We start from the raw sequence: 25860 nt of genomic DNA on the forward strand, positions 1-25860 counted from the left end.
GAAACCCTAGTGCGTTCGCAGGGACGACGCCAGGATCCTTATCCCCCCACAAACTCCTCGCGCCGATACCCTTGCGCATACAACAGCGCGGTGAGGTCGCCGTAGTCGATCCGCGCGGCGGCAGCGGAAGCAACTGAGGGCTTTGCGTGATAGGCGACGCCGAGGCCTGCCGCCTGGATCATGCCGAGGTCATTGGCGCCGTCGCCGGCCACCAGCGTATCGATCTCGTCGAGATCGAAGGATTCGCGAAGCTCGATGAGCGTAGCCAATTTGGCGGCGCGGCCGAGGATCGGCTCGGCAACCTCGCCGCTGAATTTGCCGTCCTGCACCTTCAACTCATTGGCGCGGTTTTCCTGGAAGCCGATCTTGGCCGCGACCGCATGGGTGAACAGCGTGAACCCGCCGGAGATCAGGCAGGTCCAGGCGCCGTTGGCGCGCATGGTGGCAACCAGCTCGCGGCCGCCCGGCGTCGGCGTGATGCGCTTTGCCAGGACTTCATCGACCACGCCGACGGGCAGGTCCTTCAGGAGCGCGACACGCTCGCGCAGCGCGGGCTCGAATTCGATCTCGCCGCGCATCGCGCGCTCGGTGATGCCTGCGACATGCGCCTTCAGCCCGACGAAGTCAGCCAGCTCGTCGATGCATTCCTGGCCGATCATGGTGGAGTCCATGTCGGCGAGAAAAAGCTTCTTGCGCCTGAACGCGGCAGGCTGCACGACAATGTCGATCGGCAGGTCACCGCGCGCCTGTTGCAGGCGGGTTTCGATCGCCTTGATCTCGTCCGGGCTCTTGACCTGGCTGTCGAAGGGAATGTCGACTGCCACTTCGTCGAACAGCCATTGCGCCGTTCCCGGCGAGGGGAGAACGGCCAGCGCGCCGTCGACGATGGTGGAGTCGAGCGCGGGATTGGCCGGATTGCAGATGAGGGTGGCGACCAGGGACATGCAGGCGTATCAGCTAGATTTGAGCAAGGCCGTGCTTATCGCAGGGCCGACCGCCAGCGGCAAGTCGGCCCTGGCGCTCGAATTGGCGCAAAAGACCGGCGGCGTCGTCATCAACACCGATTCCATGCAGGTCTATCGCGATCTCCGCATCATCACGGCGCGGCCGACGCCGGAGGAGGAAGCGCGCGTGCCGCACCGGCTTTACGGCCATGTCGACGCGTCGGTCAATTTCTCGGCCGGAGCGTGGGTGGCGGATGCTGGAAAGGTGCTCGCAGAGGCGCGCGCGGAAAAGCGCCTGCCGATCTTCGTCGGCGGTTCCGGCCTTTATTTCAAGGCATTGACGCGCGGTCTCTCCGCGGTGCCGCCGATCCCGGCCGAGGTGCGCGAAGCCGTACGCGCCCGGCTGGAACGCGACGGCGTCGAAGCACTGCACGCTGAGCTGGCGCGGCGCGATCCCGTCTCCGCCGAACGCCTGAAGCCGCGCGACCGCGCCCGGATTGCCCGCGCCCTGGAAGTCGTGGAAGCCACCGGCCGCGCACTGCCGGACTGGCATCGCGAGGGCCTGCCGCCGCTGCTGCCTCGGGGCGAATTCTCTGCGCTGTTCCTCGCGCCTGAGCGTGAAAAACTTTACGCGCGGATCGATGCGCGATTCGGCGCGATGCTGGCCGCCGGCGCGCTGGACGAGGTCGCAGCGCTCGCCGCGCGAAAGCTCGATCCCCTGCTGCCGGCGATGAAGGCCCATGGCGTGCCGGCGCTGATCCGGCACCTCAGGGGCGAAATCACGCGCGAGGAGGCCGCCGAAATCGGCCGCGCCGATACCCGCCATTACGCAAAACGGCAATTCACGTGGTTCAGGCACCAACTGCCGGAGTTCGAATGGGTGACGCCGGAGGCGGCGAGGGAGTGGATTGCCAACGTCATTCCGGGGCGCGAAGCGAACTATGGGGCGCCCTTGCGCCCCTGAGAATCTCGAGATTCCGGGTCTGGTCCTTCGGACCAGCCCGGAATGACGGGAAAGCGGTGAGGGGGCCCCGCATGGCTGCACGCATAAAATTCCCCCTCGCCGAAAGCCCGGAACACCGCTACACTGCCTAAATCGCGCCGAGAGCGTCCGTCCCTTGACTTCCGGGGGCCGAACGGTATAACCCGCGCAACCTTTGGGAAGTTCGAGCCGCAAAATGCGTAACATTATTACCAAACTCCTTATCGTCGTCGTACCCAGGCACACCGCCGGGGATGGCTAGCGGCCATCCAAATTCAGGCGGTGTGCATGGGGCCTCTCGGGCCCTTTTTTATTTCCCAAAACAGACAATCGAAAGAAGCCGCGCCGACAAGCGCATCCGGAGCAGACCATGACCGACAAGAGCAACGACTCCAATCAGATGACCGGCGCCGCGATGATCGTGCGCGCCCTCATCGATCACGGCGTCCAGCACATCTTCGGCTATCCCGGCGGCGCGGTGCTTCCGATCTACGACGAAATTTTCCAGCAGAGCGAGGTGGAGCACATCCTGGTGCGGCACGAGCAGGGCGCCGGCCATGCGGCCGAGGGCTATGCGCGCTCGACCGGCAAGCCCGGCGTGGTGCTGGTGACGTCAGGCCCAGGCGCCACCAACATGGTGACGCCGCTGACGGATGCGCTGATGGATTCGATCCCGCTGGTGTGCATCACAGGGCAGGTGCCGACGCATCTGATCGGCAACGACGCGTTCCAGGAATGCGACACGGTCGGCATCACCCGTCCCTGCACCAAGCACAACTGGCTGGTGCGCGACGTCAACGATCTGGCGAAAGTGCTGCACGAGGCGTTCTACGTTGCGACCACGGGCCGTCCGGGACCCGTCGTGGTCGACGTGCCCAAGGACGTGCAGTTTGCGCTCGGCACCTATCATCCGCCGCGCAAATCCGACGTGCATGTGTCCTATACCCCGCGGGTGAAAGGCGATGCGGCACAGATCCGAAAAGCGGTGGCGCTATTGGCTGCCGCCAAGCGCCCGGTGATCTATTCCGGCGGCGGCGTCATCAATTCCGGACCCGAAGCCTCGAAGCTGCTGCGTGAGCTCGTGGATGTCACCGGCTTTCCGATCACCTCGACCCTGATGGGCCTCGGCGCTTACCCGGCGACGGGGAAGAACTGGCTCGGTATGCTCGGCATGCACGGCACCTACGAGGCCAACATGACGATGCATGGTTGCGACGTCATGCTGTGCGTCGGCGCCCGCTTCGACGACCGCATCACCGGCCGGACTGACGCGTTCTCGCCGGGTTCGAAGAAGATCCATATCGATATCGATCCGTCCTCGATCAACAAGAACATCCACGTCGACGTGCCGATCATCGGCGATGTCGGCAACGTGCTCGGCGATTTGCTGCAGGTGTTCAAGGCAGAAGCGAAGAAGCCGGATATCAAGCCGTGGTGGCAGGAGATCGCCAAATGGCGCGCACGCAATTCGCTCGCCTACAAGAAGAGCAATGACGTGATCCTGCCGCAATACGCGATCCAGAAGCTGTTCGAGGCGACGCGCGGCCACGACACCTACATCACCACCGAGGTCGGCCAGCACCAGATGTGGGCGGCGCAGTTCTTCGGCTTCGAAGAGCCGCACCGCTGGATGACGTCGGGCGGACTCGGCACGATGGGCTATGGCCTGCCGGCTGCGCTCGGCGTGCAAGTCGCGCATCCCGACAGCCTCGTGATCGACATCGCCGGCGATGCCTCGGTGCAGATGACGATGCAGGAGATGTCGACGGCGGTTCAGTTTGAGCTGCCGATCAAGATCTTCATCCTGAACAACCAGTACATGGGCATGGTGCGGCAGTGGCAGCAGCTCCTGCATGGCAACCGGCTGTCGCATTCTTACTCCGAGGCGCTGCCGGATTTCGTCAAGCTCGCGGATGCGTTCGGCTGCGTCGGCATCCAGGCGATCAAGCCCGGCGATCTCGACGGCGCGCTCAAGGAGATGATCAAGGTCAAGCGCCCGGTGCTGTTCGATTGCCGCGTCGCCGCGCTGGAAAACTGCTTCCCGATGATTCCGTCCGGCAAGGCGCACAACGAAATGCTGCTGCCGGCGGAAGCAACCGATGAAGCCACCGCCGCGGCGTTTGCCGGCGGCAAGGCGCTGGTGTGAGGACGCGAGGTACAAATTCCGCTGTCATCGCCCGGCTTGACCGGGCGATCCAGTACGCCGCGGCGTCTTCGTTAATCTCGGGGCGTCTCTGGAATACTGGATCCCCGCCTTCGCGGGGATGACGAGCCTATGAGAGGATCGAGAAGTGTTTGACCTCAGAGAGCTCGAACGCGCGCACGAGATCGTGGGGCAGGCGGTGCCGCCGACGCCGGGGCACGCCTGGCCGCTGTTGGCGGAGCGGCTCGGCACAACGGTGATCGTCAAGCACGAGAACCACACGCCGATTGGCGCGTTCAAGGTGCGCGGTGGGCTGATCTATCTCGACCGGCTGAAGCGAGAGCGGCCGAACATATCGGGGATCATTTCCGCCACCCGCGGCAATCACGGCCAGAGCCTCGCGTTCGCGGCTTCCCGCCACGGCGTGCCGGCGGTGATTTACGTGCCGAAGGGCAATTCGGTCGAGAAGAACCGCGCCATGCGCGCGTTCGGCGCTGACCTCGTCGAGCATGGCGAGGATTTCCAAGCGGCCGCCGAAGAAGCCCAGCGCCGTGCCCAGTTCGCCGGCCTTCATATGGTGCCGTCGTTCCATCCGGATCTCGTGCTCGGCGTCGCCACCTACGCGCTCGAACTGTTCCGGACGACGCCCGACCTCGACATTCTCTACGTGCCGATCGGGCAGGGCTCGGGCATCTCCGGCTGCATCATGGCGCGCGATCTGCTCGGGCTGAAAACCGAAATCGTCGGCGTGCAGTCGACCGAAGCGCCGTCCTACGCACTGTCGTTTGCGGCTGGCACGGTGGTGACCACGGAGACCAGCAACGCGCTGGCGGACGGCATGGCGACGCGCATTCCCGATCCGGAAGCATTCGCCATCATCCGCAAGGGCGCCGCGCGCATCGTGCAGGTGACCGACGACGAGGTCGCAGCCGCCGTCCGCGCCTACTGGACCGACACGCACAACCTCGCCGAAGGCGCCGGCGCAGCCCCGCTGGCCGCCGCGCTGCAGGAAAAGCAGAAGCTCGCCGGCAAGCGCGTCGGCCTGGTTCTGTCCGGCGGCAATATCGATTTTGATCTGTTCCGCAAATGGATCGGAACGGATGCCGCCGCCACTGAAAGGGCAATGGCATAATGCAACGAACACCAGCCAGGTATTTGCTGTCATCGTCCGGCTTGGCCGGACGATCCAGTACGCCGCGGCCCGCGATCCATCGCAGGCGCCGGCGATTACTGGATGCCCGCCTTCGCGAGCATGACAATGGAGAATGACAAGGGGACGACCATGAACCAGCCCGCATCCGCCTACTTCCTGGAAGAGCGCCACGATCCTAACGAGACGCACACGCTCTCGGTCCTGGTGCAGAACGAGCCCGGCGTGCTGGCGCGCGTGATCGGCCTGTTTTCGGGGCGCGGTTATAACATCGACAGTCTCACCGTCTCCGAGACCGAGAGCCACAAACATCTCTCGCGCATCACCATCGTCACGACGGGCACGCCGACGGTGATCGAGCAGATCAAGCATCAGCTCGACCGCATGATCCCGGTTTACCGCGTCGTCGACATGACCATTACCGGCCGCTCGATCGAGCGGGAACTCGCCATGGTGAAGGTGCGTGGCCGCGGCGACAGCCGGGTCGAGGCGCTGCGGCTGGCGGACGCATTCCGTGCCCGCGTGATCGACGCCACGACCGAGAGTTTTGTGTTCGAGATCACAGGCAATTCATCCAAGATCAGTCAATTTATCGACCTGATGCGCCCGCTCGGCCTTGTCGAGGTGTCGCGCACTGGCGTTGCCGCGATCGGGCGCGGGCCTGAGGGGATGTGAACATGCTGGCGCGTGACTGGTATTACACTCAAAGGCGGCGACTCGGGCTCGATTCGGCGGTCGCCTCGATCTACGACCGGCATGACGACAGCGACGAGCGCACACGGGCCGCGCTCACCATGCTCGGCGTGCAGCGCGGCTGGCGCGTGGCCGATATCGGTTGCGGCAACGGTGTACTGGCCTGCGAAGCGGCGTTGATGGGGGCCGAGGTCGACGCAATAGATATTTCGCCGGCGATGCTGGCGCTCGCCAATATCCAGGCCCGCGACCGCAAGGTTGCGATCCGCACCCAGCCGGCAGGCCTCCTGAGCTTTGCCTACCAGCCCAATTCCTACGACCTGATCGTCAGCGAATTCACGCTGCACCATCTGCCGGACTTCTGGAAGGCGGTGGCGCTGGCAAGGATCTATGCCGCGCTGAAGCCCGGCGCGAATTTCTACCTGCGCGACATCGTGTTCGTCAGCATGCCCGACGGCACCGAGCGCGATGTCGAGCAGTGGGCCGATTTCACCATCAAGAACCACGATTTCCAGCGCGAAGGCGTGGTCACCCATATGCGCGACGAGTACTCGACCTTCGGCTGGGTGATCGAGCGCATGCTGACCGATATCGGCTTCACGCTGGAATCGGTCGACTACCACGCGCCGCTGCACGGCACCTACATCCTGCGCAAGCCAAAGCCGGATCAACAGAGCTAGAAAAAAATGAAACCGGCCGATGTTTGCATCGCCGTGCTGGTAGCGGTGATCTGGGGGCTTGCTTTCGTCGCCAGCCGGATCGCGCTCGACGAGTTTTCGCCGGAATTGATGACGACGCTGCGCTTTTCCATCGCGGCCTTGCCCTGCCTGTTCGTGGCGCGACCCAAGGTTTCCTGGACGGTGCTGGTCGCGATCAGTTTCACGCTGTTCCTCGGCCAGTTTCTCGCCCAGGCTTTTGCCATCGCCTATGGCGTTCCCGTCGGTCTTTCCAGTGTGATCGTACAGAGCCAGGCGCTGTTCACCATCGGCTTTGCCGCGCTGTTGTTTCGCGAGCGGCCGGGCGCGGGGCAGACCATCGGCATTGCTATCGCCACCGCAGGCCTACTGATGATCTGCGGCACCGTCGGCTACGATTTCAGCGTCAGCGCCTTCGCGATCTTGATGATCTCGCCGCTCAGCTTCGCGGCCGGCAATCTGCTGCTGCGGCGCGCGCAGGGCGTGCCGATGTTCGACCTGTTCGCGTGGCTGTGTCTGGTCGCGGCAGTTCCGCTGTTTGCTTTGACGCTGGTGAGCAACGGCCCGCAGCCGACCTGGCATGCGCTGACCCACATGTCCCTCACCGGTTTGTTGTGCATGATTGGCCTCGGCGGCGTCTCCACCAGCATCGCCTACTGGCTGTGGGGCCGGCTGCTGCGGGATTACCCGGCGGCGCAGGTGGTGCCGTTCGCGCTATTGGTGCCGTTCGTCGGTTCCGCTGCATCGAGCGTCGTGTTCGGTGAGACGTTCGGGCCGCTACGGCTTGCCGGCATGGTCACCGTGGTCGGCGGCATTGCCGTCATGTTGCTGTCCAAACCTACCAAGGCTTCAGAAAAACAAGTTCTGCCAAAGATCGCATGAGGCCCCCATGTCGCAATCGCTGCTGATCGCCTTCATCATGTTCGCCACCGTTATGTTCTTCACGCCGGGGCCGAACAACATCATGCTGCTGTCGTCGGGGCTCACTTATGGCTTCCGTCCGACCATCCCGCACATCATGGGAATCACGGTCGGCTTTGCCTTCATGGTCGGGGCGGTCGGCCTCGGGCTCGGGACCATCTTCATTGCCTATCCGGTGCTGCAGACCATCCTGAAATATGCCGGCGTGGTCTACCTGGTCTATCTGGCCTGGGCGATTGCGATGTCCGAGCCGCCATCCGCGGATCAGGACAGCCGGGGTCGCCCGATGACGTTCTGGGGCGCGGCGATGTTCCAGTGGGTCAACGCCAAGGGCTGGGTCATGGTGATCGGCACCATCACCGCCTATGCAGCGATCGCCGCCTATCCCTGGAATATCGCGATCCAGGTCGGCTTAAGCCTGCTCCTGGGCATCCTGTCGTGCACGGCCTGGGCCCTGTTCGGCACCGCCCTGCGGCCGATCCTGACCTCCCGCCGGGCGGTGCGCGCCTTCAACATCGTGATGGCGGTGCTGCTCCTGGCCTCGCTCTACCCGGTCTTCATGGACGCATGATGCCGCACCGGGCCATGCATAAACGGGTTTCCCCTTCGAGGGAAAATGCTCTAGACAACGCCGGAAATTCGCGGGCGACCGGCGGTCCCACCTGTCCAAATGCCTGATTAACCGGCCTTTTTGGCCATCGATTGAGGAAACGACCATGCGTGTTTATTACGATCGCGACGCCGACCTGAACCTGATCAAGGGCAAGAAGGTCGTCATCGTCGGCTATGGCAGCCAGGGCCACGCCCATGCGCTGAACCTGAAGGACTCCGGCGTCAAGGAAGTGGCGATTGCGCTGCGCAAGGGCTCGGCCTCGGCCAAGAAGGCTGAAGCCGCCGGCTTCAAGGTGATGGAAGTCGCCGAGGCCGCCAAATGGGCCGACCTCGTGATGATGCTGACCCCCGACGAGCTGCAGGGCGACATCTATCGCGAGCACCTGCACGACAACATGAAGAAGGGCGCGGCGCTGGTATTTGCGCACGGCCTCAACGTCCATTTCAACCTGCTCGATCCCCGCGCCGACCTCGACGTGCTGATGATCGCTCCGAAGGGCCCCGGCCATACCGTGCGCTCGGAATATCAGCGCGGCGGCGGCGTGCCCTGCCTGATCGCGATCGCCAAGGACGTCTCCGGCAATGCCCATGACCTGGGTCTCAGCTACGCCTCCGCGATCGGCGGCGGCCGGGCCGGCATCATCGAGACCACCTTCAAGGAAGAGTGCGAGACCGACCTGTTCGGCGAGCAGGTGGTGCTCTGCGGCGGCCTGGTCGAATTGATCAAGGGCGGCTACGAGACCCTGGTCGAGGCCGGCTACGCGCCGGAGATGGCCTATTTTGAGTGCCTCCATGAAGTGAAGCTGATCGTCGACCTGATCTATGAAGGCGGCATCGCCAACATGAACTATTCGATCTCCAACACCGCCGAGTACGGCGAATACGTCACCGGACCGCGCATCGTCACCGACGAGACCAAGAAGGAGATGAAGCGGGTGCTCAACGACATCCAGTCCGGCAAGTTCGCCCGGGACTGGATGCTGGAGAACAAGGTCAACCAGACCTCGTTCAAGGCGACCCGCGCCAAGCTCGCCCAGCACCCGATCGAGGAAGTCGGCGCCAAGCTCCGCGACATGATGCCGTGGATCAAGAAGGGCGCGCTGGTCGACAAGACGAAGAACTGAGGCGGGTCCGATCAGCGTAAGGTGGGCAAAGCGCAGCGTGCCCACCACTTGGATGGCGCGGCGGATACACGGTGGGCACGGCGCAAAGAGCGCCTTTGCCCACCCTACGGCTGGTCAGGATGAGCGCCGGTACCGCAACACCAAATGTTAAACCTTGCTCGGCATGATCCGGCGAGATCGCAACAGCGGTCTCGCTGTTTCCTTGAGGGATTGATGCTTCAAGCACATTCTTCAACGCGCCGCACGAAGCGCGCCAGCCGTGCTCAAGCGAAGAACTGACGCTTCATGCACATTCTTGGGTAGGAAGCAGCTCAACAACTACATTAGCGACAGAAAAGTCAGCGTTTACCGAGTCGAAGCTCGGTTGCTTAATGTGCATTCTCGTCCATTGAACGAGATCCGCATTCGCTAGACAGTCGGACAAGCAGTGGTCTCGGCCATTCCGAACACTTCATGTGTCGGATCAGCAAGCCGGGTGACCTCGTATCACCTCACGCAGCAATGCGCGTTCCATCCTCGGAACGGACCGCAGTTCTCCAGCCTAGCGTGGCTTTTATTTGGCGGGGAAGTCGACGCTGCGAAGCGTCACGATCGCCACCGCACACGGCGTCTCCGTCCCGTCAGCGAGCGACGCCACGTCGATATGCGCCACGCCAATCGTGCTTCCGACCTGGATTGCGCGGGCGCGCGCGATCAGCTTCTCCCCCTTTGCCGGAGCCAGATAACTGACCTGGAGGTTGACGGTCACCGCGAACCGGCCAGGCGGCATGGCTGTGGTGACGGCCCCGCCGCCGGCATGGTCCGCCAGCCCGGCGATGACGCCGCCATGAAAGAAGCCGTTCGCCTGCACGAGACCATCGCTTTTCGCGAGCGACATCACGACATGGCCGGGTTCTACGTGCTCGACCCTGGTGCCGACCGCCTTGGTATAGCCGGGCGCATAGGTGACCCGTTCGACCAGTTCGCGGATCGCATCGTGCGCAGACATCTGCGGTGTCGGATGATCCATCGATCCTCTCCCGGCTGCATTGACCGGCGCCATGCTCGGTCTAGCCGCAGGCTTAGGCAATCGCGATTGCTCCGATATCGAGCCATAGATATCTTCTATGGATGGACTTCAAGCAGATCAGGTATTTCGTGGCTGTCGCCGAAGCGGGCAGCTTCAGCGCCGGCGCGCGCCGGGCCTTCGTCACGCAGCCGACGTTATCGGCCGCAATAGCTTCCCTCGAAGCCGAGCTGGGATTCGCACTGCTGGAGCGTCATGCGCGTGGCGTAAGGCTCACGCCGAGGGGCGAAGACGTGCTGGAGACCTCGCGGTCGATTTTGCGCCAGGCTGAACGGCTCAAGGCGGCGACCGGCGGCAGGCCGTCGGGCAGGCCGCTGCGGCTTGGAATTCTGCCGACGATTGCGCCGGCATTCGTGGCGCAATGCATTGAGCGGTTGCGGGCGATCGAGCCGGGGCGGTCGTGGCGGACCGAAGATGCGCCGCTTGCCAAGCTGCGGCAGAGGCTCGCCAATGGCCGCTACGATGTGGTCCTGACGGCGCTCGGATCGGCCGCACGCGGCCACCGGCAATTGGAATTGGCGGCAGATCGGCAGGCGCTGGCCGTTTCGGCCCGCTCATTCCCGCGCGGGCCGGTCTCGCCTGAGATATTGGCGGGCCAGCCTTTGATCGTGCGTATGCACTGCGAGCAGTTGCAGTCGGCATCGCGGATTCTCGATGCCTGGAAGGTGCGGCCGAAGGTCGTCGCCCAGACGGACAGCGATGCGCGGGCGCTCGCGATGGTGGCGGCGGGCCTTGGGTTCTGTCTGATGCCGGACAGTTTCGAACACCCCGATGTGCGGATGCTTCGCCCCGAGGGCGTCGATCTACACCGGCGGCTCGGCTTTGAATGGGTCCGAGGCGGCGCCGACGGCTGGCTGGATCGCGCGCTGGATGGCCTGTGACCGGGTTCGGACCTTGCGCGCGCCGCGACCACGGCGCGCAGGCAAGGCTCAATGCGTCCGGATGATCGGTTCCTTCTCGATCTTGTTGTGCAACTGCCAGAAGCGAACGGTGCGCTGGGCCGTCTCCATCGACAGCTTGCGGAAATCGCGTTGCGCGATCTCCAGCGTCTGCTCGCTGATCGGAGGCTTTACCGGCCGGTTACGCAGGATGGACTCGACCGTCGGCCAGTTCAGGCGTGCTGACCGGCAAGGAATGAGGATCAGGTCGGCTCGCGGCCCTTCCATCAGTTTGGCGGTCATCTCGATCGGCATGTCGTTGAGGACCGCCAGCGCAACAGTCACCTCGTCGAACTTGTTCGACTCCGCGAATTTGTACACTGCCGCGTCGTCGAGCTCGTTCAGCCCCTTCATCAGCTTCACCAGTTCCTCGGCGACGCCGAAGCTCCGGCTCGGTGGCGGCGCCTCGCGGGCGACCTCGTTCAGGACCCGCTTGATCTCTTCCTGGAGCGCGGGCGGCGCGATGGCCAGAAGCCGCGCGCGAACGGTCTCCTTGGCGCGGCGCAACAGGTCGCCCATGAACTTGACCGGGAAATCGGCGCGAAGGCCGAGAATTTCGACCAGCTCGTCGTCGGCGCCGGCGCGGGCGACGATGGTGGAATAGCCCTGATCGGAAAACCTGGCGCCGGCATTGTTGGCGAGTTTGCGGATCACCTGGCCTTCGCCGCGGTCCACGATGACATCGGTGACGGCGGCGGGCAGTTCGGCGCGGCCGGAAATGGCGAGCAGGTGATCCTGCCCCTTGCTGCTGGCGATCTCGACCAGCACGTCAGTGCCGAGCCGGCTGGAATGGGCCAGCACGCTGCCGGCGACCTCGATCTCGTCGTCCCAGGCGAGATGCTGGATGACCTCGAACGGTGCGTAGTCGAGCGGTGCCAGCCGCTTGGAAAGTTCGGCCTTCGCCCGCGTCTCGACGCGCGCGATCAGGAGGCAGAGCACGTCGTCGAAGACCTTGACCTGGTCGTCGCTGAGGCGTTCTCCGTCATGGAGGAAGAGATCGGTGACCTGCCGCAGGGTCTCCACCCGCTTGGCGGATGAACCGCCTCTGACGGCATCTTCAAGTTCGGCAATGATCGAGTGCGCCGGCTGTTGCACCATTGTGGGCAGCCTGTCTGTTGTTGAAGGGTTCGTGCCCACAATGACGAGTCGAGCCTTACGCCTGCGTTAAAGGCGGGGACCCGGTAGAATACAGATCGACTGCATCTGAATCGGGCAATGCATCGGTCGCGGTTGTTGCGGACAGACGTATGTCGAAGCAGGGCCCGCGCATTGCAAATTCTGCGTTCTGAATTGCTTTACCAATCCGATCGGGACGTATGCCGCGATTTCGCGCGATAAATCGCCTATGTCGAACCGGATCGGCCATCTGCCGCGGCTTCCGGTACTCCGGTCCGGCTGCTATCCTCACCAAACCGTTCCCGGGAAAAATCGAATAGCAATCTGCCGAACAAGACGCCGTCAAGGCTGGCTGCACCCCGCGAAGGAAGGCCACGGAGCCGGTGCTTAAGCATTCCTTCACGACGAACTTCATTAAACCTCTTACAAGGGCTTAGGTCATGAGATCTGTTGTCATCACCGGCGCGTCCACCGGCATCGGCTGGGCCAGTGCGAAGCTGTTGCTCGACCGCGGCTTCCGCGTGTTCGGCAGCGTGCGCAAGCAGGCCGATGCCGACCGCCTCAGGAGCGAGTTCGGGACGAACTTCACGCCGCTGATCTTCGATGTCACCGATGAAGCCGCGGTGCTGGCGGCGGCGCGCGAGGTCCGGGGCGCCCTCAGCGGCGAGACGCTCGCCGGCCTCGTCAACAATGCCGGCATTGCGGTCGCAGGTCCCGTGCTCGAACTCGCCGCTGACGAATTCCGCCGTCAGATGGAGGTCAATTTCATCGGCCCGATCATTGCGACCCAGGCATTCGGGCCGCTGCTCGGCTCCGATCCGAGCCTGAAGGGGCCGAAGGGGCGGATCGTGATGATCTCCTCGCTCGCCGGCAAGAACGGCAATCCGCTGACCTCGGCCTATTCCGCCTCCAAGCACGCCATCGAGGGGCTGTCGGAGAGCCTGCGCCGCGAACTGATGTTGTTCGGGATCGATGTCATCATCATTGCGCCGGGTGCGGTCCAGACGCCGATCTGGAGCAAGGCCGAGGAGGTCGATATCTCCACCTACAAGAACTCGCCGTATTTCCTGGCGCTGCAGAAAATCCGCGCCTTCATGCTGCAACTCGGCGCGAACGGATTGCCGGCCGAGCAGATCGCCGAAAAGGTGTTCGAGGCGTTGACGCGGCCCAATCCCAAGGTGCGCTACGTCATCGCGCCGGATCCGATGCGCCAGTTCATGGCCGCCGTGTTGCCCAAGCGCATCCTCGACCGGATCATCGCCAAGCGCCTCGGGCTGACGCCGCAGGGATGAGCAAAGGCACCGGCCACCAGTGACGACAGCAAAGAGCAGAGCCGAGCTGACGCAGATCGCCGACGCGGCGCTTCGCAGCCAACCGGGATGCGAAACGGCGTCCGTCCCCGCCGTGCGTGCGCTTCCCAATATCCGCGAGGGGCGCAACTGGGAAATCCCCAACGTCGTTCTCGGCGACAGCCTGATCAGCGACGTCGACCGCGCCGTCATGTCAGTGCACCGCCGTCTCGGACGGAAGTTTTACCTGAAGGACGACTAGCCCGCCCGCAGCGTCTGGTTCTGCGGCTTCGGCGCCATCGCGATCATCCGCAGCGCGAACACCGCCACGAGTGGAATCAGGAACAGTGCGTAGAGCGGCATGTCGGGAATCCGCTTGCCGAACGACACCATGAACTGGAACAGCAGGTAGTAGCCGCCCACGAGATGCAGCCGGCGCCAGGCGCGTGCGCCGATCGCAGCGGCCGTGCGGTCGAACGAGGTCGCGGCCATCGCGACGATGAAGGCATAGCCGATGCCGCCGAAGATATACGACGCAATCGAGGTGGCCGCTGCATAGCCTATCGGGTCCATCACGGCGAAGCAGGCAATTGCGGCCGCGTGGATGGCGTGCGAGGCTGCAAAGCTGACGCCGAGATAGCGGCGGTTGCGGCGCAGCCATCGCGTCGAGGCGTTCGGCCATAACAGCGCCAGCGCGGCGGCTGCGAAAGCGAGGCAGAACAGCACCAGCGAGGTGCGCGCGGTGAAGCGGATCACCATGCGCACGCCATCGACCTCGAAGCCGCGCATGCCGGCGATCCAGATGCTCATGGCCAGCAGCGTCAGCGCGAGCAGGGCGAACAGCCGCCAGCCTTCGAACCATTTTTGATGTGTCGGCACGTTTTGCTTCCCCGGCTGATGATGTAATCATCAGTTACATTTGCCGTACGTATCAGGTCAACCGTGTAATCAACGCTTACATTCACGACCTGGTGATGGTAGGAGAGGGCATGCGTCCGTCAGCCAAGCCTTCTGCCGCGAAATCCCCCACCACGAAGCCGCGCCGCCGCGTTGCGCGGACGGCCGCGCCAAAACCCTATCACCATGGCGACCTCCGGCGCGTCCTGATCGACGCCGCGCTGCAACTGGTCGGCGAGGGCGGGGCGGAGGCGGTCAACGTCCGGGAGGCCGCCCGCCGCGCAGGCGTCTCGCCGGGGGCACCGTTCCGGCATTTTCCGAGCCGGGATGCCCTGATCCAGGCGGTGGCGGAGGAGGCGCAGCGGCGATTCCGTGCCGAGATCGAGGCGGCGCTTGCTGCGGCACCGGCCGGCGATCCGCTCGGCCGCTTTCGCTGCCTCGGGCTCGCGTACCTGCGCTGGGCGATGCGCAACCCGACCCATTTCGAAATCATTTCCAGCCGTCGCTTGTTCGATCACGACCGGGCGGCCGCCATCTCCAGCGACAATGCCGAACTGATCGCGCTGACCGAGCAAACGCTGGCCGAAGCCTTTGCGGCGGGCCAGCTCCGCGGCGCCGACCTCAAACAGGTTCAGATCGCCGGGCGGGCGCTGGTCTATGGTTTTGCCCGGATGAATATAGACGGCCATTTTCCGCGCTGGGGCGTGGCCACCCCCGAAGCCGAACGGACCGCCGAGGCAGTGTTGGATCTTTTCATCGAGGGGATTGCGAAGAGCTGACTAGCGTCGTCATTCCGGGGCGCGAAGCGAACCCGGAATCTCGAGATTCCGGGTCTGGTCCTACGGACCATCCCGGAATGACAGTGAGCACTCCCGGCAACCCCGTATTCGCCCCGACGTAGTTCGCCCGGGGGCAAATTCATTGCCTGTTCATGACGATTCCACTACGTTTTTGTGACACGGCTCAGGTTCCGGATGGGTCGTGCGTCTCCTGGTCGTCGCCAGCCAAGGCTTTGTATTGCGCCGGGTCATGTTGCGTTTTTCCCATGGCGCCCGCGCCAAATCCTGGGCCCTCGGCCACCACCCTTGCTGCCGGCCTTGCGGCAATCGGCTTCTGGCGGCTTTCGGCCGTTGCTGCGCCGCACATGGCAGCGCTGGCGATCCTGCTGCACACCGAAACCGATTTCGGCGGCCGGATGGGCTTCGCGCTGGCGTGGGGCACCCTGAACTTCTTCTTCATCGCGCTGCTGCGGCGCCCGGCGCTGTCGGCCGCGCTGTCGCTGACGCTGGTCGTGCTCCTGGTGCTGCTGTCGCGGCTCAAGCACGACGTCGTGCAGATGACCGCGAACTTCGTCGACCTGATGGTGATCGACCGCGACACCGCGGCGTATCTGTTCACGATCTTTCCGAACTTGCGCTGGAGCGTGGTCGGCGCATCCCTCGTCATTCTGCCGCTGATGTACGCGCTGTGGTGGCTCGATCCGTTCCGCATCCGCCGCCTGCCGGCCACCGCCGGCCTGCTGGCCTGTCTCGCAAGCCTGGCCGGTTATTCCGTCGTCTGGCCCGATGAAGCCTGGCGCGGCTATTACGACGACGGCTATCTCTCCAAATTCGCCCGCTCGGGCGTGACCGCGGTTTCCGACTTCGTCAATTACGGTTTTATGGAATCGGAAGCCGTGACCGCCGAGCGGCTGAAGGTGCCGCTGGTCGATTCCTGCCATGTGCCCGGCCGCCGCCCGCACATCATCATGATCCATGACGAGTCGAGCTTCGACATCCGCCAGGCCGCCGGCGTCAAGGTGCCGCCGGGCTATGGCAGCCATTTCAAGTCCTTTGACGGCCGCGAGCGCAAGTTCATGGCCGAGAGCAGCGGCGGCGCAAGCTGGATGGCCGAGTACAACGTGCTCGCCGGCCTGTCGTCGCGGTCGTTCGGCCGCTTCTCCTATTTTGTCACCCGCATCGCCTCGGGCCGGGTCGAGCGCGGATTGCCGCTGGCGCTGCGCCGCTGCGGCTACAACACCATCTCGCTCTATCCGGCCTACGGCGCCTTCATGGGCGCGCGTGGCTTCCAGACCTCCACCGGCATCCAGCACTTTTATGACGCACGCGCGCTCGGCGCGAAGGGCATCGAGCCCGACAGCTTCTTCTACGATAAGGCCGTGAATCTGATCTCCGAGCAGCCGGCCAACACGCCGCTGTTCACCTTCGTCTATCTCGCCGCCAACCATTTCCCCTGGGAAACCAAATTCCGCCCGGACCTGCTGTCGTCCTGGCGCGCGCCCGGCAACGAGCCCGTGGTCGACGAATATCTGCGCCGCCAGACACTGAGCGCCGGAGATTATGCAACGTTCGTCGCCAATTTGAAAAAGAAGTTCCCGGCGCAGCCATTTCTGATCGTCCGCTACGGCGACCATCAGCCGGAGTTTTCCTCGAACCTGCTTGATCCCGGCCTGGATGAAGCCAGGGTCGCCCGCAAGTTCGTTACTCACGACCCGCGCTACTTCACCACCTATTACGCGATCGATGCCGTCAACTTCGAGCCGGTGAAGAGTTCCGCGATCATGGACACGATCGACGCGCCCTATCTGCCGCTGGTGATCCAGGAGGCCGCCGGCATTCCGCTCGATCCCTCGTTCAAGGAGCAAAAGAACATCATGCTCCGCTGCAAGGGTGTATTCTATGCCTGCAAGGATGGCGCCGAGGCGCGCAGGTTCAACCGGTTATTGATCGACGCAGGTTTCATCAAAGGGCTGTAGAGACGAGACATGTCGGCCGCTGCTGAACGGGGAATGAGCGAAAGCATCCGCGCGGAATCGCGCGGCGCCCGGTTCTTTGTCCCGGCTGGCCTGATTATCGCCGTCCATCTGGCGGGGCTCGTGGTCCTGCTCACCAGCGAATACGGGCCGTTTGCGATCACGCTGGCCGTGCTGGCGTGGGTTTTCGTGAACTGCTTCCTGCTGGTCGTGCTGCAGCGGCCTGGCGTCTGCGCAGCGATTGCAGTGACCCTCATCGTGATCCTGATCGAGCTGTCACGCTTCAAATTCGGCATCCTGCAACTCACCCTGACGTTCCTCGACTTCCTGATCATCGATCGCGATACGTTTTCGTTTCTGCTCTCGGTGTTTCCGCGATTGCAGACGCAGTTGATCATGGCGGGGATCGTTGCCGTGCCGCTGTTGTGGCTGGTCTGGCGTTTCGATCCGTTCCGGGTGCGGCGCCGCCTGGCGTTGATCGGTCTGGCCGCGAGCATTGCGTCGATATCGGCGATGTCGGTCGCTTGGCCCGAGCAGCCGTGGGAGCCGTTCCAGGGCATCAACCACATTTCCAGTCTCGCGCGCTCGGGCGTGGTGGCGGTGTCGCGACTGGCTTCGACGGGATGGATCGACGCCGATCCGCCGGCAAACGCCCCGCTTCTCCTCGCACGGGAAGCGCACGCCGCCGGCCTTTCGGCGCTGCCACCTGACGCTGCCTGCGATGCCGACGCAAAGCGGCCGCACATTATCATGCTGCTCGACGAGTCGAGCTTCGACGTCACGTCCGCGCCAGGCATCAAGGTGCCGGCGGGATACGCCGACTACTTCAAGTCCAGCGACGGCAAGCAGCGCACCATGATGGCGGAGGCAACCGGTGGTCCGACCTGGTACACCGAGTTCAATGTGCTGACAGGCCTGTCGGCGCGGTCGTTCGGCGATCTCAAGTTCTACGTGACGAGGATAACCGCGGGTCGCGTGACTCGTGGACTGCCACAGGCGCTGCGGAACTGCGGGTACAAGACCTTCTCGCTCTATCCGACCTATGGCAACTTCCTTGGCGCGCGCACCTTTCAGAAGGGAGCCGGCGTCGGCCATTTCGTCGACATGGCGGATATGGGCGTGAACCAGGACATGCAGCCCGACAAGTTCTATTTCGATCAGGCGCTAAAGGTGTTTGCGCGCGAGCAGCCTGAGAAGGCGCCGGTCTTCATGTTCGTCTACCTCACGGCCAACCATTTTCCCTGGACCGACGTCTACCGGCCCGATCTGACGCCGCCGGGGTGGACGCCGCCGGGCAACACGGCGGAGGTCGATGAATACATTCGCCGCCAGACTATGACGGCCAACGACTATCGCGAATTCACCGAGCGGCTGAAGCGCGACTATCCCGACGAGTCATTCCTGGTGCTGCGTTTCGGCGATCACCAGCCGGCGATCTCGCAAAAAATGCTGGAGCCCGGGATCGATCAGGCGACGCTGGCGAAACGGGTGATGGCCGCCGATCCACGCTACTTCTCTACCTACTATGCCATCGACGGCATCAACTATGAGCCGCGCAACCTGTCATCGGCGCTCGAAACGCTCGACGCGGCGTACATCCCCCTCGTGCTGCAGGAAGCCGCCAGCATCCCGCTCGATCCGACCTTTGCAGAGCAGAAGAACATCATGCTCCGCTGCAAGGGAGCCTTCTATGACTGCAGGAAAGGCGCGGAGGCGCGCCGGTTCAACCGGCTTCTGATCGATGCCGGCATGATCAAGGGGCTTTGATTTCCGGTCTGTCGCCGTCATTGCGAGCCAACGGGTCGCGCGAATGCGCGCCCGATGACAGGCTCCGCGAAGCAATCCCATTTCGCCGCAAGTGGAGGCGTGGATTGCTTCGTCGCTGCGCTCCTCGCAATGGCGGGGAGGTAGCTCGGCAGCCTCTCCTCACCTCTTCCCCACCTTCTCCCACACTGCCACTGCGCTACCGCATCCGGCGAGCTCGCGGCGTCGTTGCCGGATGCGCGCAAGTTTGCTTCGCGCATGGTGGCGATGTCGATCCTGCCGAGCAGCGGGGTCAGCGCCTTGCGCAAGGCCTCGTCATTGGCGCGCTTCGGCGCGAGCAGCACGATCGCATCATAGGGCGGGATTGCGTGCCTGGGATCGCCGAGCGTCACCAGGTCGTATTTCGCGATCAGCCCGTCGCTGGTGTAACCCGCGATGACGTCGACTTCGCCGGAGGCGACCGCCGCATACATGAAGTCCGGCTGCATCTGCCGTTGGCCGCGAAACGACAGGCCGTAGGCCCTGCGTAGCGCGGCCCATTCGGGGCGCGAGAAGAATTCATAGTCGCCGGCGATCGACATGTTCGCCGCGCGCGAGGCGAGGTCGGCGATGGTGCGGATGCCCAATTGCTCCGCGCGCTTGCGCGGCATCACCAGCGCATAGGCATTCTCGAAGCCGAGTTCGCCCAGCAGCGTGATGTTCTGCCGCGCCAGCATCGTCTTCAGTTCGGCCACCAGTTCCTGGCGCGGCTTGATGTCGGTGCGGTGAAACTGGTTGGCCCACAGCGTGCCGGAATAGTCGATGTAGACGTCGATATCATCAGCCGCGAGCGCCTCGAAGATCACGTTGGAGCCGAGACCTTCGCGGGTCGTTGCAGGAAGCGCAGCCGCCCTCAGGCGCTGCGCGATCAATGCGGAGAGCACATATTGCTCGGCAAAGGTCTTGGCGCCGACGACGTAATTCGCCTGCGAGCGCATCATCGTCGGTACCAGCGTTGCAACGACCAAAGCCGCGATGCCGGTGCCGCCAAGCGCCGCACGCAGGCGGCTGCGGTGGCGCAAGCCGCCTTCGATCAGCGCCAGCAACTGATCGACCGCGAGCGCCAGCACCGCGGCGGCCACGCAGCCGAACAGCACGAACACCCAGTTCTGGGTCTGCAGCCCTGCAAATATGTAATTGCCGAGGCTGGTCTGGCCGATCGGCGTCGACAGCGTTGCGGTGCCGATCACCCAGACGGCCGAAGTTCGGATGCCTGCCATCATCACCGGCAGCGCCAGCGGCAATTCCACCGTGAACAGCGATTGCCGCGGCGTCATGCCGACGCCTTGCGCCGCTTCAAGGATTGCAGCGTCGACGCCCTGCAGGCCGGTGATGGTGTTGCGCAGCACCGGCAGCATCGAATAGAGCGCCAGCGCCAGCACCGCGGGCAAAAATCCGAACGCGGAAAAGCCGACGCCGAACCATGACAGCGACAACGCCGCGAGCGCTAAGAGAAGCGGATAGAACAGCGCCAGCAATGCCAGCCCCGGCACGGTCTGCACGATGCTGGCGAGCCCGAGCAGCGCGCCGCGCATCACCGGCCGATGGCGTGAAAGAATCGCGAGCGGCAGGCTGACGAGCAACCCCAACGCCAGCGCGGCGACACTGACGCGGACGTGATTGCCGAGATAGTCGGGCAGGTGGCCCAATGCCTCGCCCCAGCGTGGATCGGCGAAGATGCTCATGCCGCACCCTCGCGAGGAAGCAATGCGCCCAGGCGCTCGGCCTGCCGCCGTGGTGTGCGCAGGAGTTCGCCGACGTAAGCGTCGTCGGATTTGGAAAGCTCTGATGGCGTGCCCTGCGCCAACAGCCGCCCGTCGCTCATGATCGCGATGCGGTCGGCGAGCAGGATCGCTTCGCTCATATCATGGGTGATCATGACCGTGGTCAGGCCGAGTTTCTTGTGCAGCTCGCGAAAATCGTCGCCGAGCGCGTCGCGGGTTAGAGGGTCGAGCGCGCCGAACGGCTCGTCCATCAGCATGATGCGCGGGCGGGCGGCGAGCGCCCGCGCCACGCCGACGCGCTGGCGCTGGCCGCCGGAGAGTTCATGCGGCAGCCGGTCGCGATATGGCGTGCGGTCGAGCCTGACAAGGTCGAGCAGTTCATCCACCCGCGCGGAAATCTCGGCGGGCCGCGTGCCAAGCAGCTTTGGCGTGATGCCGATATTGCCGGCGACGCTCAGATGCGGAAACAGCCCGCCGCTCTGAAAGACATAGCCGATCCGCCGCCGCAACAGGATCGGATCGACGTTGCGGACATCCTCGCCTTCGACCGTGATGGTGCCGCTATCCGCCTCAATCAGCCGGTTGGCGAGCCGCAACAGCGTGGTCTTGCCCGAGCCGGAGCCGCCGACGATGGCGAGGAACTCGCCTTCGGCGACATCAAGCGAGACGCCGTCGACGGCGATGACGCGGCCATCGTCAAACGTCTTGCTGACATGGCTGTAGGTGATCAGGGGAGGGCTCATGCAGTCTCGAATCCTTCACTATCCCCTGGAGGGGTCCGAGACGAGCAAAGCTCGCTCGTGGGTCGTCGCGCGTGCAACGCGCGGCGGGGTGGGGTGATGGTCTCTCGACATCCAACAGTCCCCGAGTTGAGAGATCACCCCACCCCGTCTGGCATGTCGCTGCGCTCCATGCGAGCCGACCCTCATCTTGAGAAAGGACGAGTTCGCGACCCTCCAGGGGAGGGTAAAGGATCAACTACCACGTCATGACGCCGCGTTGAACTTATCCTTCGTACCCGCTAAGGCATCACTCCAAATTCTTTGGGGAGAAACATGGCAGATACCGCACAGCCGGCAGCGGTCGCGCTTGACGATGCGACGGTGGCATTTCGTGTGGCCGGCGACCGCGTCTATACGGCGGTGGAAAAGGCCAGCCTGTCCGTCGCCGATGGCGAGTTCGTCGCCATCGTCGGGCCGACGGGTTGCGGAAAATCGACATTGCTCAACGTTGCAGCCGGACTTTTGAAGCCGGCGGCGGGATCGGTCAAAATCTTCGACCAGCCGCTGATCGGGTTGAACCGCGACGCCGGCTATCTCTTCCAGGCCGATGCGCTGTTTCCCTGGAAGACCGCGCTCGACAACGTCGCGATCGGGCTCGAGATCAAGGGCGCGCCGCGCGAACAGGCGCTGCAGCGCGCGCAGGGTTGGCTGACGTCGGTCGGACTCGGCGCCTTCGCCAACCGCTATCCGCACATGCTGTCCGGCGGACAGCGCAAGCGCGTCGGTCTGGCGCAGGTCCTGATACGTGATCCAAAAATATTGCTGATGGATGAGCCGTTCGGCCCGCTCGACGCCCAGACGAGGCAGATCATGGGCAATCTCTTGCTCGAATTGTGGAACGCCGACCGCAAGGCGGTGCTGTTTGTGACCCATGATCTCGAAGAGGCGATCGCGCTTGCCGATCGCGTCGTGATCATGTCGGCCGGGCCAAGCGCGCGCATCATCGGCGATTGGCGGGTAAAGCTGCCGCGGCCGCGCGACATTTCGGAAGTCCGGATGGAAAAGGACTTTCACGAACTGCACCGGGAGATCTGGAGCGTGCTGAAGGACGAAGTGATGAAGGGCTACGTACAATCCACGCGAAGTGCGGAGGCAGGCTGATGTCCCGTTCGACGCTGCTCCTGTTGCAATTGCTGGTCGCCGTCGTAGCCCTGGCGGTGTGGCAGTTCCTCACCACCGTACCGGTGTTCGGAAAAATCCTGCTGCCGCCGTTCTTCTTCTCCAACCCGATCGATGTCGGCAGCCAGATCGTCAAATGGTTCTCGTCAGGCGTGATCTGGAAGCACCTGATCATCACGCTGTGGGAATCGATTCTCGCCTTCGTGATCGGCTCGATCAGTGGCGTGCTGGTCGGCTTCTGGTTCGCGCGCCAGCCGCGCGTCGCCGCGGTGTTCGATCCCTATGTGAAGATGATCAACGCGCTGCCGCGCGTGGTGCTGGCGCCGATCTTCACGCTGTGGCTGGGGCTCGGCATCTGGTCCAAGGTGGCGCTTGGCGTGACGCTGGTGTTCTTCATCGTGTTCTTCAACGTCTATCAGGGCGTCAAGGAAGTCTCGAACACCGTGCTCGACAATGGCCGCATGCTCGGCATGAACGAGCGGCAGTTGATGCGGCACGTCTACTGGCCCTCGGCGCTGTCGTGGATGTTCTCCTCGCTGCACACGTCCGTCGGGTTTGCAGTAGTCGGCGCCGTCGTCGGCGAATATCTGGGTTCGGCCGCCGGCCTCGGCTACCTGATCCAGCAGGCCGAAGGCGTGTTCGACGTAGCCGGTGTCTTCGCCGGCATGTTCGTGCTGTCGGCTTTCGTCATATTGATCGACATGGGCGTGACGCTGGTCGAACGGCGGCTCCTGGTGTGGCGTCCGACGGCGGCGGAGGGGCGGGGGTAGATTTCGGTAATGTCATTCCGGGGCGCCTCGAAGAGGCGAACCCGGAATCTCGAGATTCCGGGTTCGATGCTTCGCATCGCCCCGGAATGACGGTGCAAGCTTCTCAAGCTCCACCCGCTGCTCTATCTTGCCGCCCAACGAATGGAGGAACCCATGAAGAAACTGTTCGGCCGGCTGGCCGCTACGCTGCTGGCGCTCACACTGACCTCGGGATTTGCCGCAGCGCAAAGCAAGGTCACCATCGCGATCGGCGGTGGCGCCTGCCTGTGCTATCTGCCGACCGTGCTGGCAAAACAGCTCGGCGAATATGAAAAGGCAGGCGTGGCCGTCGAGCTGGTCGACCTCAAGGGCGGTTCGGACGCGCTGAAAGCCGTGCTCGGCGGCAGCGCCGACGTGGTGTCGGGCTATTTCGATCATTGCGTCAACCTGGCCGCCAAGAAGCAGGAGCTGCAGTCCTTCGTGATCTACGACCGCTATCCTGGCCTGGTGCTTGTGGTGTCGCCCGCGCACACCAATGAGATCAAATCGATCAAGGATCTGGCCGGCAAGAAGGTCGGCGTCAGCGCGCCGGGCTCCTCGACCGATTTCTTCTTAAAATATCTGTTGAAGAAGAACGGCCTCGATCCGACCAGCGCCGCGGTGATCGGCGTCGGCCTCGGCGCCACCGCCGTGGCGGCGATGCAGCAGGGCCAGATCGACGCCGCCGTGATGCTCGATCCGTCCGTCACCGTTTTGCAGGGCAGCTATCCGGATTTGAAGATACTGGCCGACACCCGCACGCAAAAGGACACGCTGGCCGTGTTCGGCGGCGAGTATCCGGGCGGCGCGCTCTACACCACGACGGCCTGGATCAAGTCGCACGAGAAGGAAGTGCAGGCGCTGACCAACGCGATCGTCAATACGCTCAACTGGATCCATTCGCATTCGCCGGAAGAGATCATGGCGAAGATGCCCGAGGGAATGGTCGGCAAGGACAAGGCGCTTTATCTCGCCGCGCTGAAGAACACGATCCCGATGTACTCGCAAACCGGGTTGATGGACCCGAAGGGCGCCGACGCAGTGCTCGCCGTGTTCAGCGAGGGCTCGCCCGAGGTGGCCAAAGCCAATATCGACGTGACTAAGACGTACACCAACAAATATGTCGAGCAGGCCAAGAAGACCACAGGCACAAGCGCCAAGTGAGGAAATCTCTGCTTCTCTTCGCTCTATTGTTGCTGTCTGCCTGCTCCAATGCGGTCCCGGAAGAAAGTCTCGTAGGCAATTATATTGCGGACTTTCGAGGCGAGATTGCCGCACTCGTATTGAAGCCGGACCACACTTACGTGCACACCATCCGTGCGAACAACCGTCAGATTGCGGAGGATGTTGGGACGTGGAAGGTGACGCAGATGGAGACTGCCAGATCAAAAACAACGGTGGTTGAGTTCTGGGACTTCCGTCTGATCCCGTCGTTCAGAGAAACCGAAAAGGACAAGTCAAAAATAAAAGTTGGATGGGCCACCCAAGTCGAGCTGGATTTACTATGGCGAGTTCAACTCTGCTTCGATTCGGATGTCGGGTACTGCTATTCCAAGCAGTAAGCCTACCAAAGTCAGGAATGGAGTGAACGGAAGCGATGAATGGCGTAACACCTCCGGTCATTCATCGCGTCACCGCGCTTGACGTTCCCGTACAGCCATTCGCGTGGCCGTTCGCGGACACGCGGCGCGCGGCCATCGATGCGCATTTTTCCGAGAAGCAGCGTGAAAAGCCTGCACTATGGAACGGCCGCGTCCTGCTCGGGCGCAACCCGGTGTTTTCCGGCGACCGTCTCAGCGCCAGCTATTTCGAAACCGACTTCGCCAGTTTTCTGGCCTGGCGCGACTGGGGCTTTCCCGACGCTTCCGTGTTCAACGGTTTTGGCATGGGCGCGCTACTCTGCGCCGACGGCGCCTTCGTGCTCGGCGAAATGGGCCAGCACACCTCCAACGCCGGGCGGATCTATTTTCCGTCGGGCACGCCGGACCTCGACGATATCAGGGACGGCGCGGTCGATATATCCGGCAGCGTCACGCGCGAGCTCGAGGAAGAGACCGGCCTTGCCCCCGGCGAATACGACAGCGAGCCGCATTGGTACTGCGTCTACACCGGGCCTGCGCTCGCGATGATCCGCGTCCTGCGCGTCAACATGCCGGGCGACGCGCTGCGCGAGCGGATCGAGCGCAACCTCGCCTCGCAGCGTCAGCCGGAGCTGTCGGCCATTCACCTCGTGCGCAGCGCGCGCGATTTGAATTCGGCAATGCCGCGTTTTGTCACGGCATTCATCGAGGCGCAGCTCGCTTCCCGGCCGTGACGCGCGCA

24 protein-coding genes and 1 pseudogene are annotated in these 25860 nt (G+C 63.6%); 19 read left to right on the forward strand and 6 right to left on the reverse strand.

Annotated elements, in window-relative coordinates; translation table 11 throughout:
- Positions 1–38: 38 nt before the first annotated feature.
- Positions 39–944, reverse strand: coding sequence for a phosphoserine phosphatase SerB (serB, locus tag V1277_RS22465; protein WP_334418151.1), 906 nt, complete (start codon positions 942–944; stop codon positions 39–41).
- Here serB and miaA point away from each other — a divergent pair.
- From miaA to ilvC, 8 genes are all read left to right on the forward strand, one after another.
- Positions 922–1908 carry a tRNA (adenosine(37)-N6)-dimethylallyltransferase MiaA gene (miaA, locus tag V1277_RS22470; RefSeq protein ID WP_334418152.1) on the forward strand — a complete coding sequence of 329 codons (987 nt, stop codon included), beginning with the start codon at positions 922–924 and terminating at the stop codon, positions 1906–1908. The genes serB and miaA overlap by 23 nt on opposite strands.
- A 388-nt stretch (positions 1909–2296) precedes the next feature.
- A complete protein-coding gene (locus V1277_RS22475) occupies positions 2297–4072 on the forward strand; it encodes an acetolactate synthase 3 large subunit (RefSeq protein ID WP_334418153.1) in 1776 nt (591 codons plus the stop codon).
- Positions 4073–4217: 145 nt separating this feature from the next.
- The gene (locus V1277_RS22480) at positions 4218–5201 is read left to right on the forward strand and encodes a threonine dehydratase (RefSeq protein ID WP_334418154.1); all 984 of its coding nucleotides are present in this window, start codon (positions 4218–4220) and stop codon (positions 5199–5201) included.
- Between the two features lie 150 nt (positions 5202–5351).
- Positions 5352–5894 carry an acetolactate synthase small subunit gene (gene ilvN, locus V1277_RS22485; protein WP_057846946.1) on the forward strand — a complete coding sequence of 181 codons (543 nt, stop codon included), beginning with the start codon at positions 5352–5354 and terminating at the stop codon, positions 5892–5894.
- Between the two features lie 2 nt (positions 5895–5896).
- Positions 5897–6592 (forward strand): class I SAM-dependent methyltransferase, encoded by a 696-nt coding sequence (locus tag V1277_RS22490; RefSeq protein ID WP_334369832.1) that lies wholly within the window; start codon positions 5897–5899, stop codon positions 6590–6592.
- 6 nt (positions 6593–6598) lie between these two features.
- A complete protein-coding gene (locus tag V1277_RS22495) occupies positions 6599–7489 on the forward strand; it encodes an EamA family transporter (RefSeq protein WP_334418155.1) in 891 nt (296 codons plus the stop codon).
- A gap of 7 nt (positions 7490–7496) precedes the next feature.
- Positions 7497–8099, forward strand: coding sequence for a LysE family translocator (locus V1277_RS22500; RefSeq protein WP_334369829.1), 603 nt, complete (start codon positions 7497–7499; stop codon positions 8097–8099).
- Between the two features lie 145 nt (positions 8100–8244).
- Positions 8245–9264, forward strand: coding sequence for a ketol-acid reductoisomerase (gene ilvC, locus V1277_RS22505; protein WP_213287708.1), 1020 nt, complete (start codon positions 8245–8247; stop codon positions 9262–9264).
- A 553-nt stretch (positions 9265–9817) separates the two neighbouring features.
- Here the strand turns inward: ilvC and V1277_RS22510 are convergent.
- Complete coding sequence (locus V1277_RS22510) at positions 9818–10273, reverse strand: PaaI family thioesterase (RefSeq protein ID WP_334418156.1); 456 nt, start codon at positions 10271–10273, stop codon at positions 9818–9820.
- Between the two features lie 101 nt (positions 10274–10374).
- Here V1277_RS22510 and V1277_RS22515 point away from each other — a divergent pair, with 101 nt between their 5' ends.
- On the forward strand, positions 10375–11211 hold the full coding sequence (locus tag V1277_RS22515) for a LysR family transcriptional regulator (RefSeq protein ID WP_334418157.1): 837 nt from the start codon (positions 10375–10377) through the stop codon (positions 11209–11211).
- Between the two features lie 48 nt (positions 11212–11259).
- On the opposite strand, the gene V1277_RS22520 is transcribed toward V1277_RS22515, so the two are convergent.
- Positions 11260–12366 (reverse strand): DUF2336 domain-containing protein, encoded by a 1107-nt coding sequence (locus V1277_RS22520; RefSeq protein ID WP_334418158.1) that lies wholly within the window; start codon positions 12364–12366, stop codon positions 11260–11262.
- 458 nt (positions 12367–12824) lie between these two features.
- On the opposite strand from V1277_RS22520, the gene V1277_RS22525 reads away from it, so the two are divergent.
- Both V1277_RS22525 and V1277_RS22530 read left to right on the forward strand, forming a co-directional pair.
- On the forward strand, positions 12825–13676 hold the full coding sequence (locus V1277_RS22525) for an SDR family oxidoreductase (protein ID WP_334418159.1): 852 nt from the start codon (positions 12825–12827) through the stop codon (positions 13674–13676).
- 19 nt (positions 13677–13695) lie between these two features.
- A complete protein-coding gene (locus V1277_RS22530) occupies positions 13696–13935 on the forward strand; it encodes a hypothetical protein (RefSeq protein ID WP_334418160.1) in 240 nt (79 codons plus the stop codon).
- On the opposite strand, the gene V1277_RS22535 is transcribed toward V1277_RS22530, so the two are convergent.
- The gene (locus V1277_RS22535; RefSeq protein WP_334418161.1) at positions 13932–14552 is read right to left on the reverse strand and encodes a hypothetical protein; all 621 of its coding nucleotides are present in this window, start codon (positions 14550–14552) and stop codon (positions 13932–13934) included. The two genes, V1277_RS22530 and V1277_RS22535, sit on opposite strands and share 4 nt — an antisense overlap.
- Positions 14553–14662: 110 nt before the next feature.
- Between V1277_RS22535 and V1277_RS22540 the strand changes: the two genes are divergently transcribed.
- The 3 genes from V1277_RS22540 (at position 14663) to V1277_RS22550 (ending at position 19089) form a co-directional block, all read left to right on the forward strand.
- Positions 14663–15349 (forward strand): TetR/AcrR family transcriptional regulator, encoded by a 687-nt coding sequence (locus V1277_RS22540; protein ID WP_334418162.1) that lies wholly within the window; start codon positions 14663–14665, stop codon positions 15347–15349.
- A 266-nt stretch (positions 15350–15615) separates the two neighbouring features.
- Complete coding sequence (locus V1277_RS22545; RefSeq protein ID WP_334369819.1) at positions 15616–17325, forward strand: sulfatase-like hydrolase/transferase; 1710 nt, start codon at positions 15616–15618, stop codon at positions 17323–17325.
- Between the two features lie 33 nt (positions 17326–17358).
- Complete coding sequence (locus V1277_RS22550) at positions 17359–19089, forward strand: sulfatase-like hydrolase/transferase (protein ID WP_334418163.1); 1731 nt, start codon at positions 17359–17361, stop codon at positions 19087–19089.
- Positions 19090–19248: 159 nt separating this feature from the next.
- Here the strand turns inward: V1277_RS22550 and V1277_RS22555 are convergent.
- Positions 19249–20810: pseudogene (locus V1277_RS22555) on the reverse strand (ABC transporter permease/substrate-binding protein).
- Positions 20807–21592, reverse strand: coding sequence for an ATP-binding cassette domain-containing protein (locus tag V1277_RS22560; protein ID WP_334418164.1), 786 nt, complete (start codon positions 21590–21592; stop codon positions 20807–20809). The pseudogene V1277_RS22555 and the gene V1277_RS22560 overlap by 4 nt, the downstream one beginning before the upstream one ends.
- A 312-nt stretch (positions 21593–21904) precedes the next feature.
- Between V1277_RS22560 and V1277_RS22565 the strand changes: the two genes are divergently transcribed.
- The 5 genes from V1277_RS22565 to V1277_RS22585 all read left to right on the forward strand — a co-directional run bounded on the left by V1277_RS22565 (position 21905) and on the right by V1277_RS22585 (position 25852).
- A complete protein-coding gene (locus tag V1277_RS22565; protein ID WP_334418165.1) occupies positions 21905–22732 on the forward strand; it encodes an ABC transporter ATP-binding protein in 828 nt (275 codons plus the stop codon).
- Positions 22732–23520 carry an ABC transporter permease gene (locus V1277_RS22570; RefSeq protein WP_334418166.1) on the forward strand — a complete coding sequence of 263 codons (789 nt, stop codon included), beginning with the start codon at positions 22732–22734 and terminating at the stop codon, positions 23518–23520. The genes V1277_RS22565 and V1277_RS22570 overlap by 1 nt, the downstream gene beginning before the upstream one ends.
- Positions 23521–23673: 153 nt before the next feature.
- Positions 23674–24702 carry an ABC transporter substrate-binding protein gene (locus tag V1277_RS22575; protein ID WP_334418167.1) on the forward strand — a complete coding sequence of 343 codons (1029 nt, stop codon included), beginning with the start codon at positions 23674–23676 and terminating at the stop codon, positions 24700–24702.
- Complete coding sequence (locus V1277_RS22580; protein ID WP_334418168.1) at positions 24699–25100, forward strand: hypothetical protein; 402 nt, start codon at positions 24699–24701, stop codon at positions 25098–25100. The genes V1277_RS22575 and V1277_RS22580 overlap by 4 nt, the downstream gene beginning before the upstream one ends.
- A gap of 35 nt (positions 25101–25135) precedes the next feature.
- Entirely contained in the window at positions 25136–25852 is a 717-nt protein-coding gene (locus tag V1277_RS22585; protein ID WP_334418169.1) for an NUDIX hydrolase, read from the forward strand.
- Positions 25853–25860 lie beyond the last annotated feature (8 nt).

This window comes from Bradyrhizobium sp. AZCC 1588 (genome assembly GCF_036924735.1).
Taxonomy (GTDB): Bacteria; Pseudomonadota; Alphaproteobacteria; order Rhizobiales; family Xanthobacteraceae; genus Bradyrhizobium.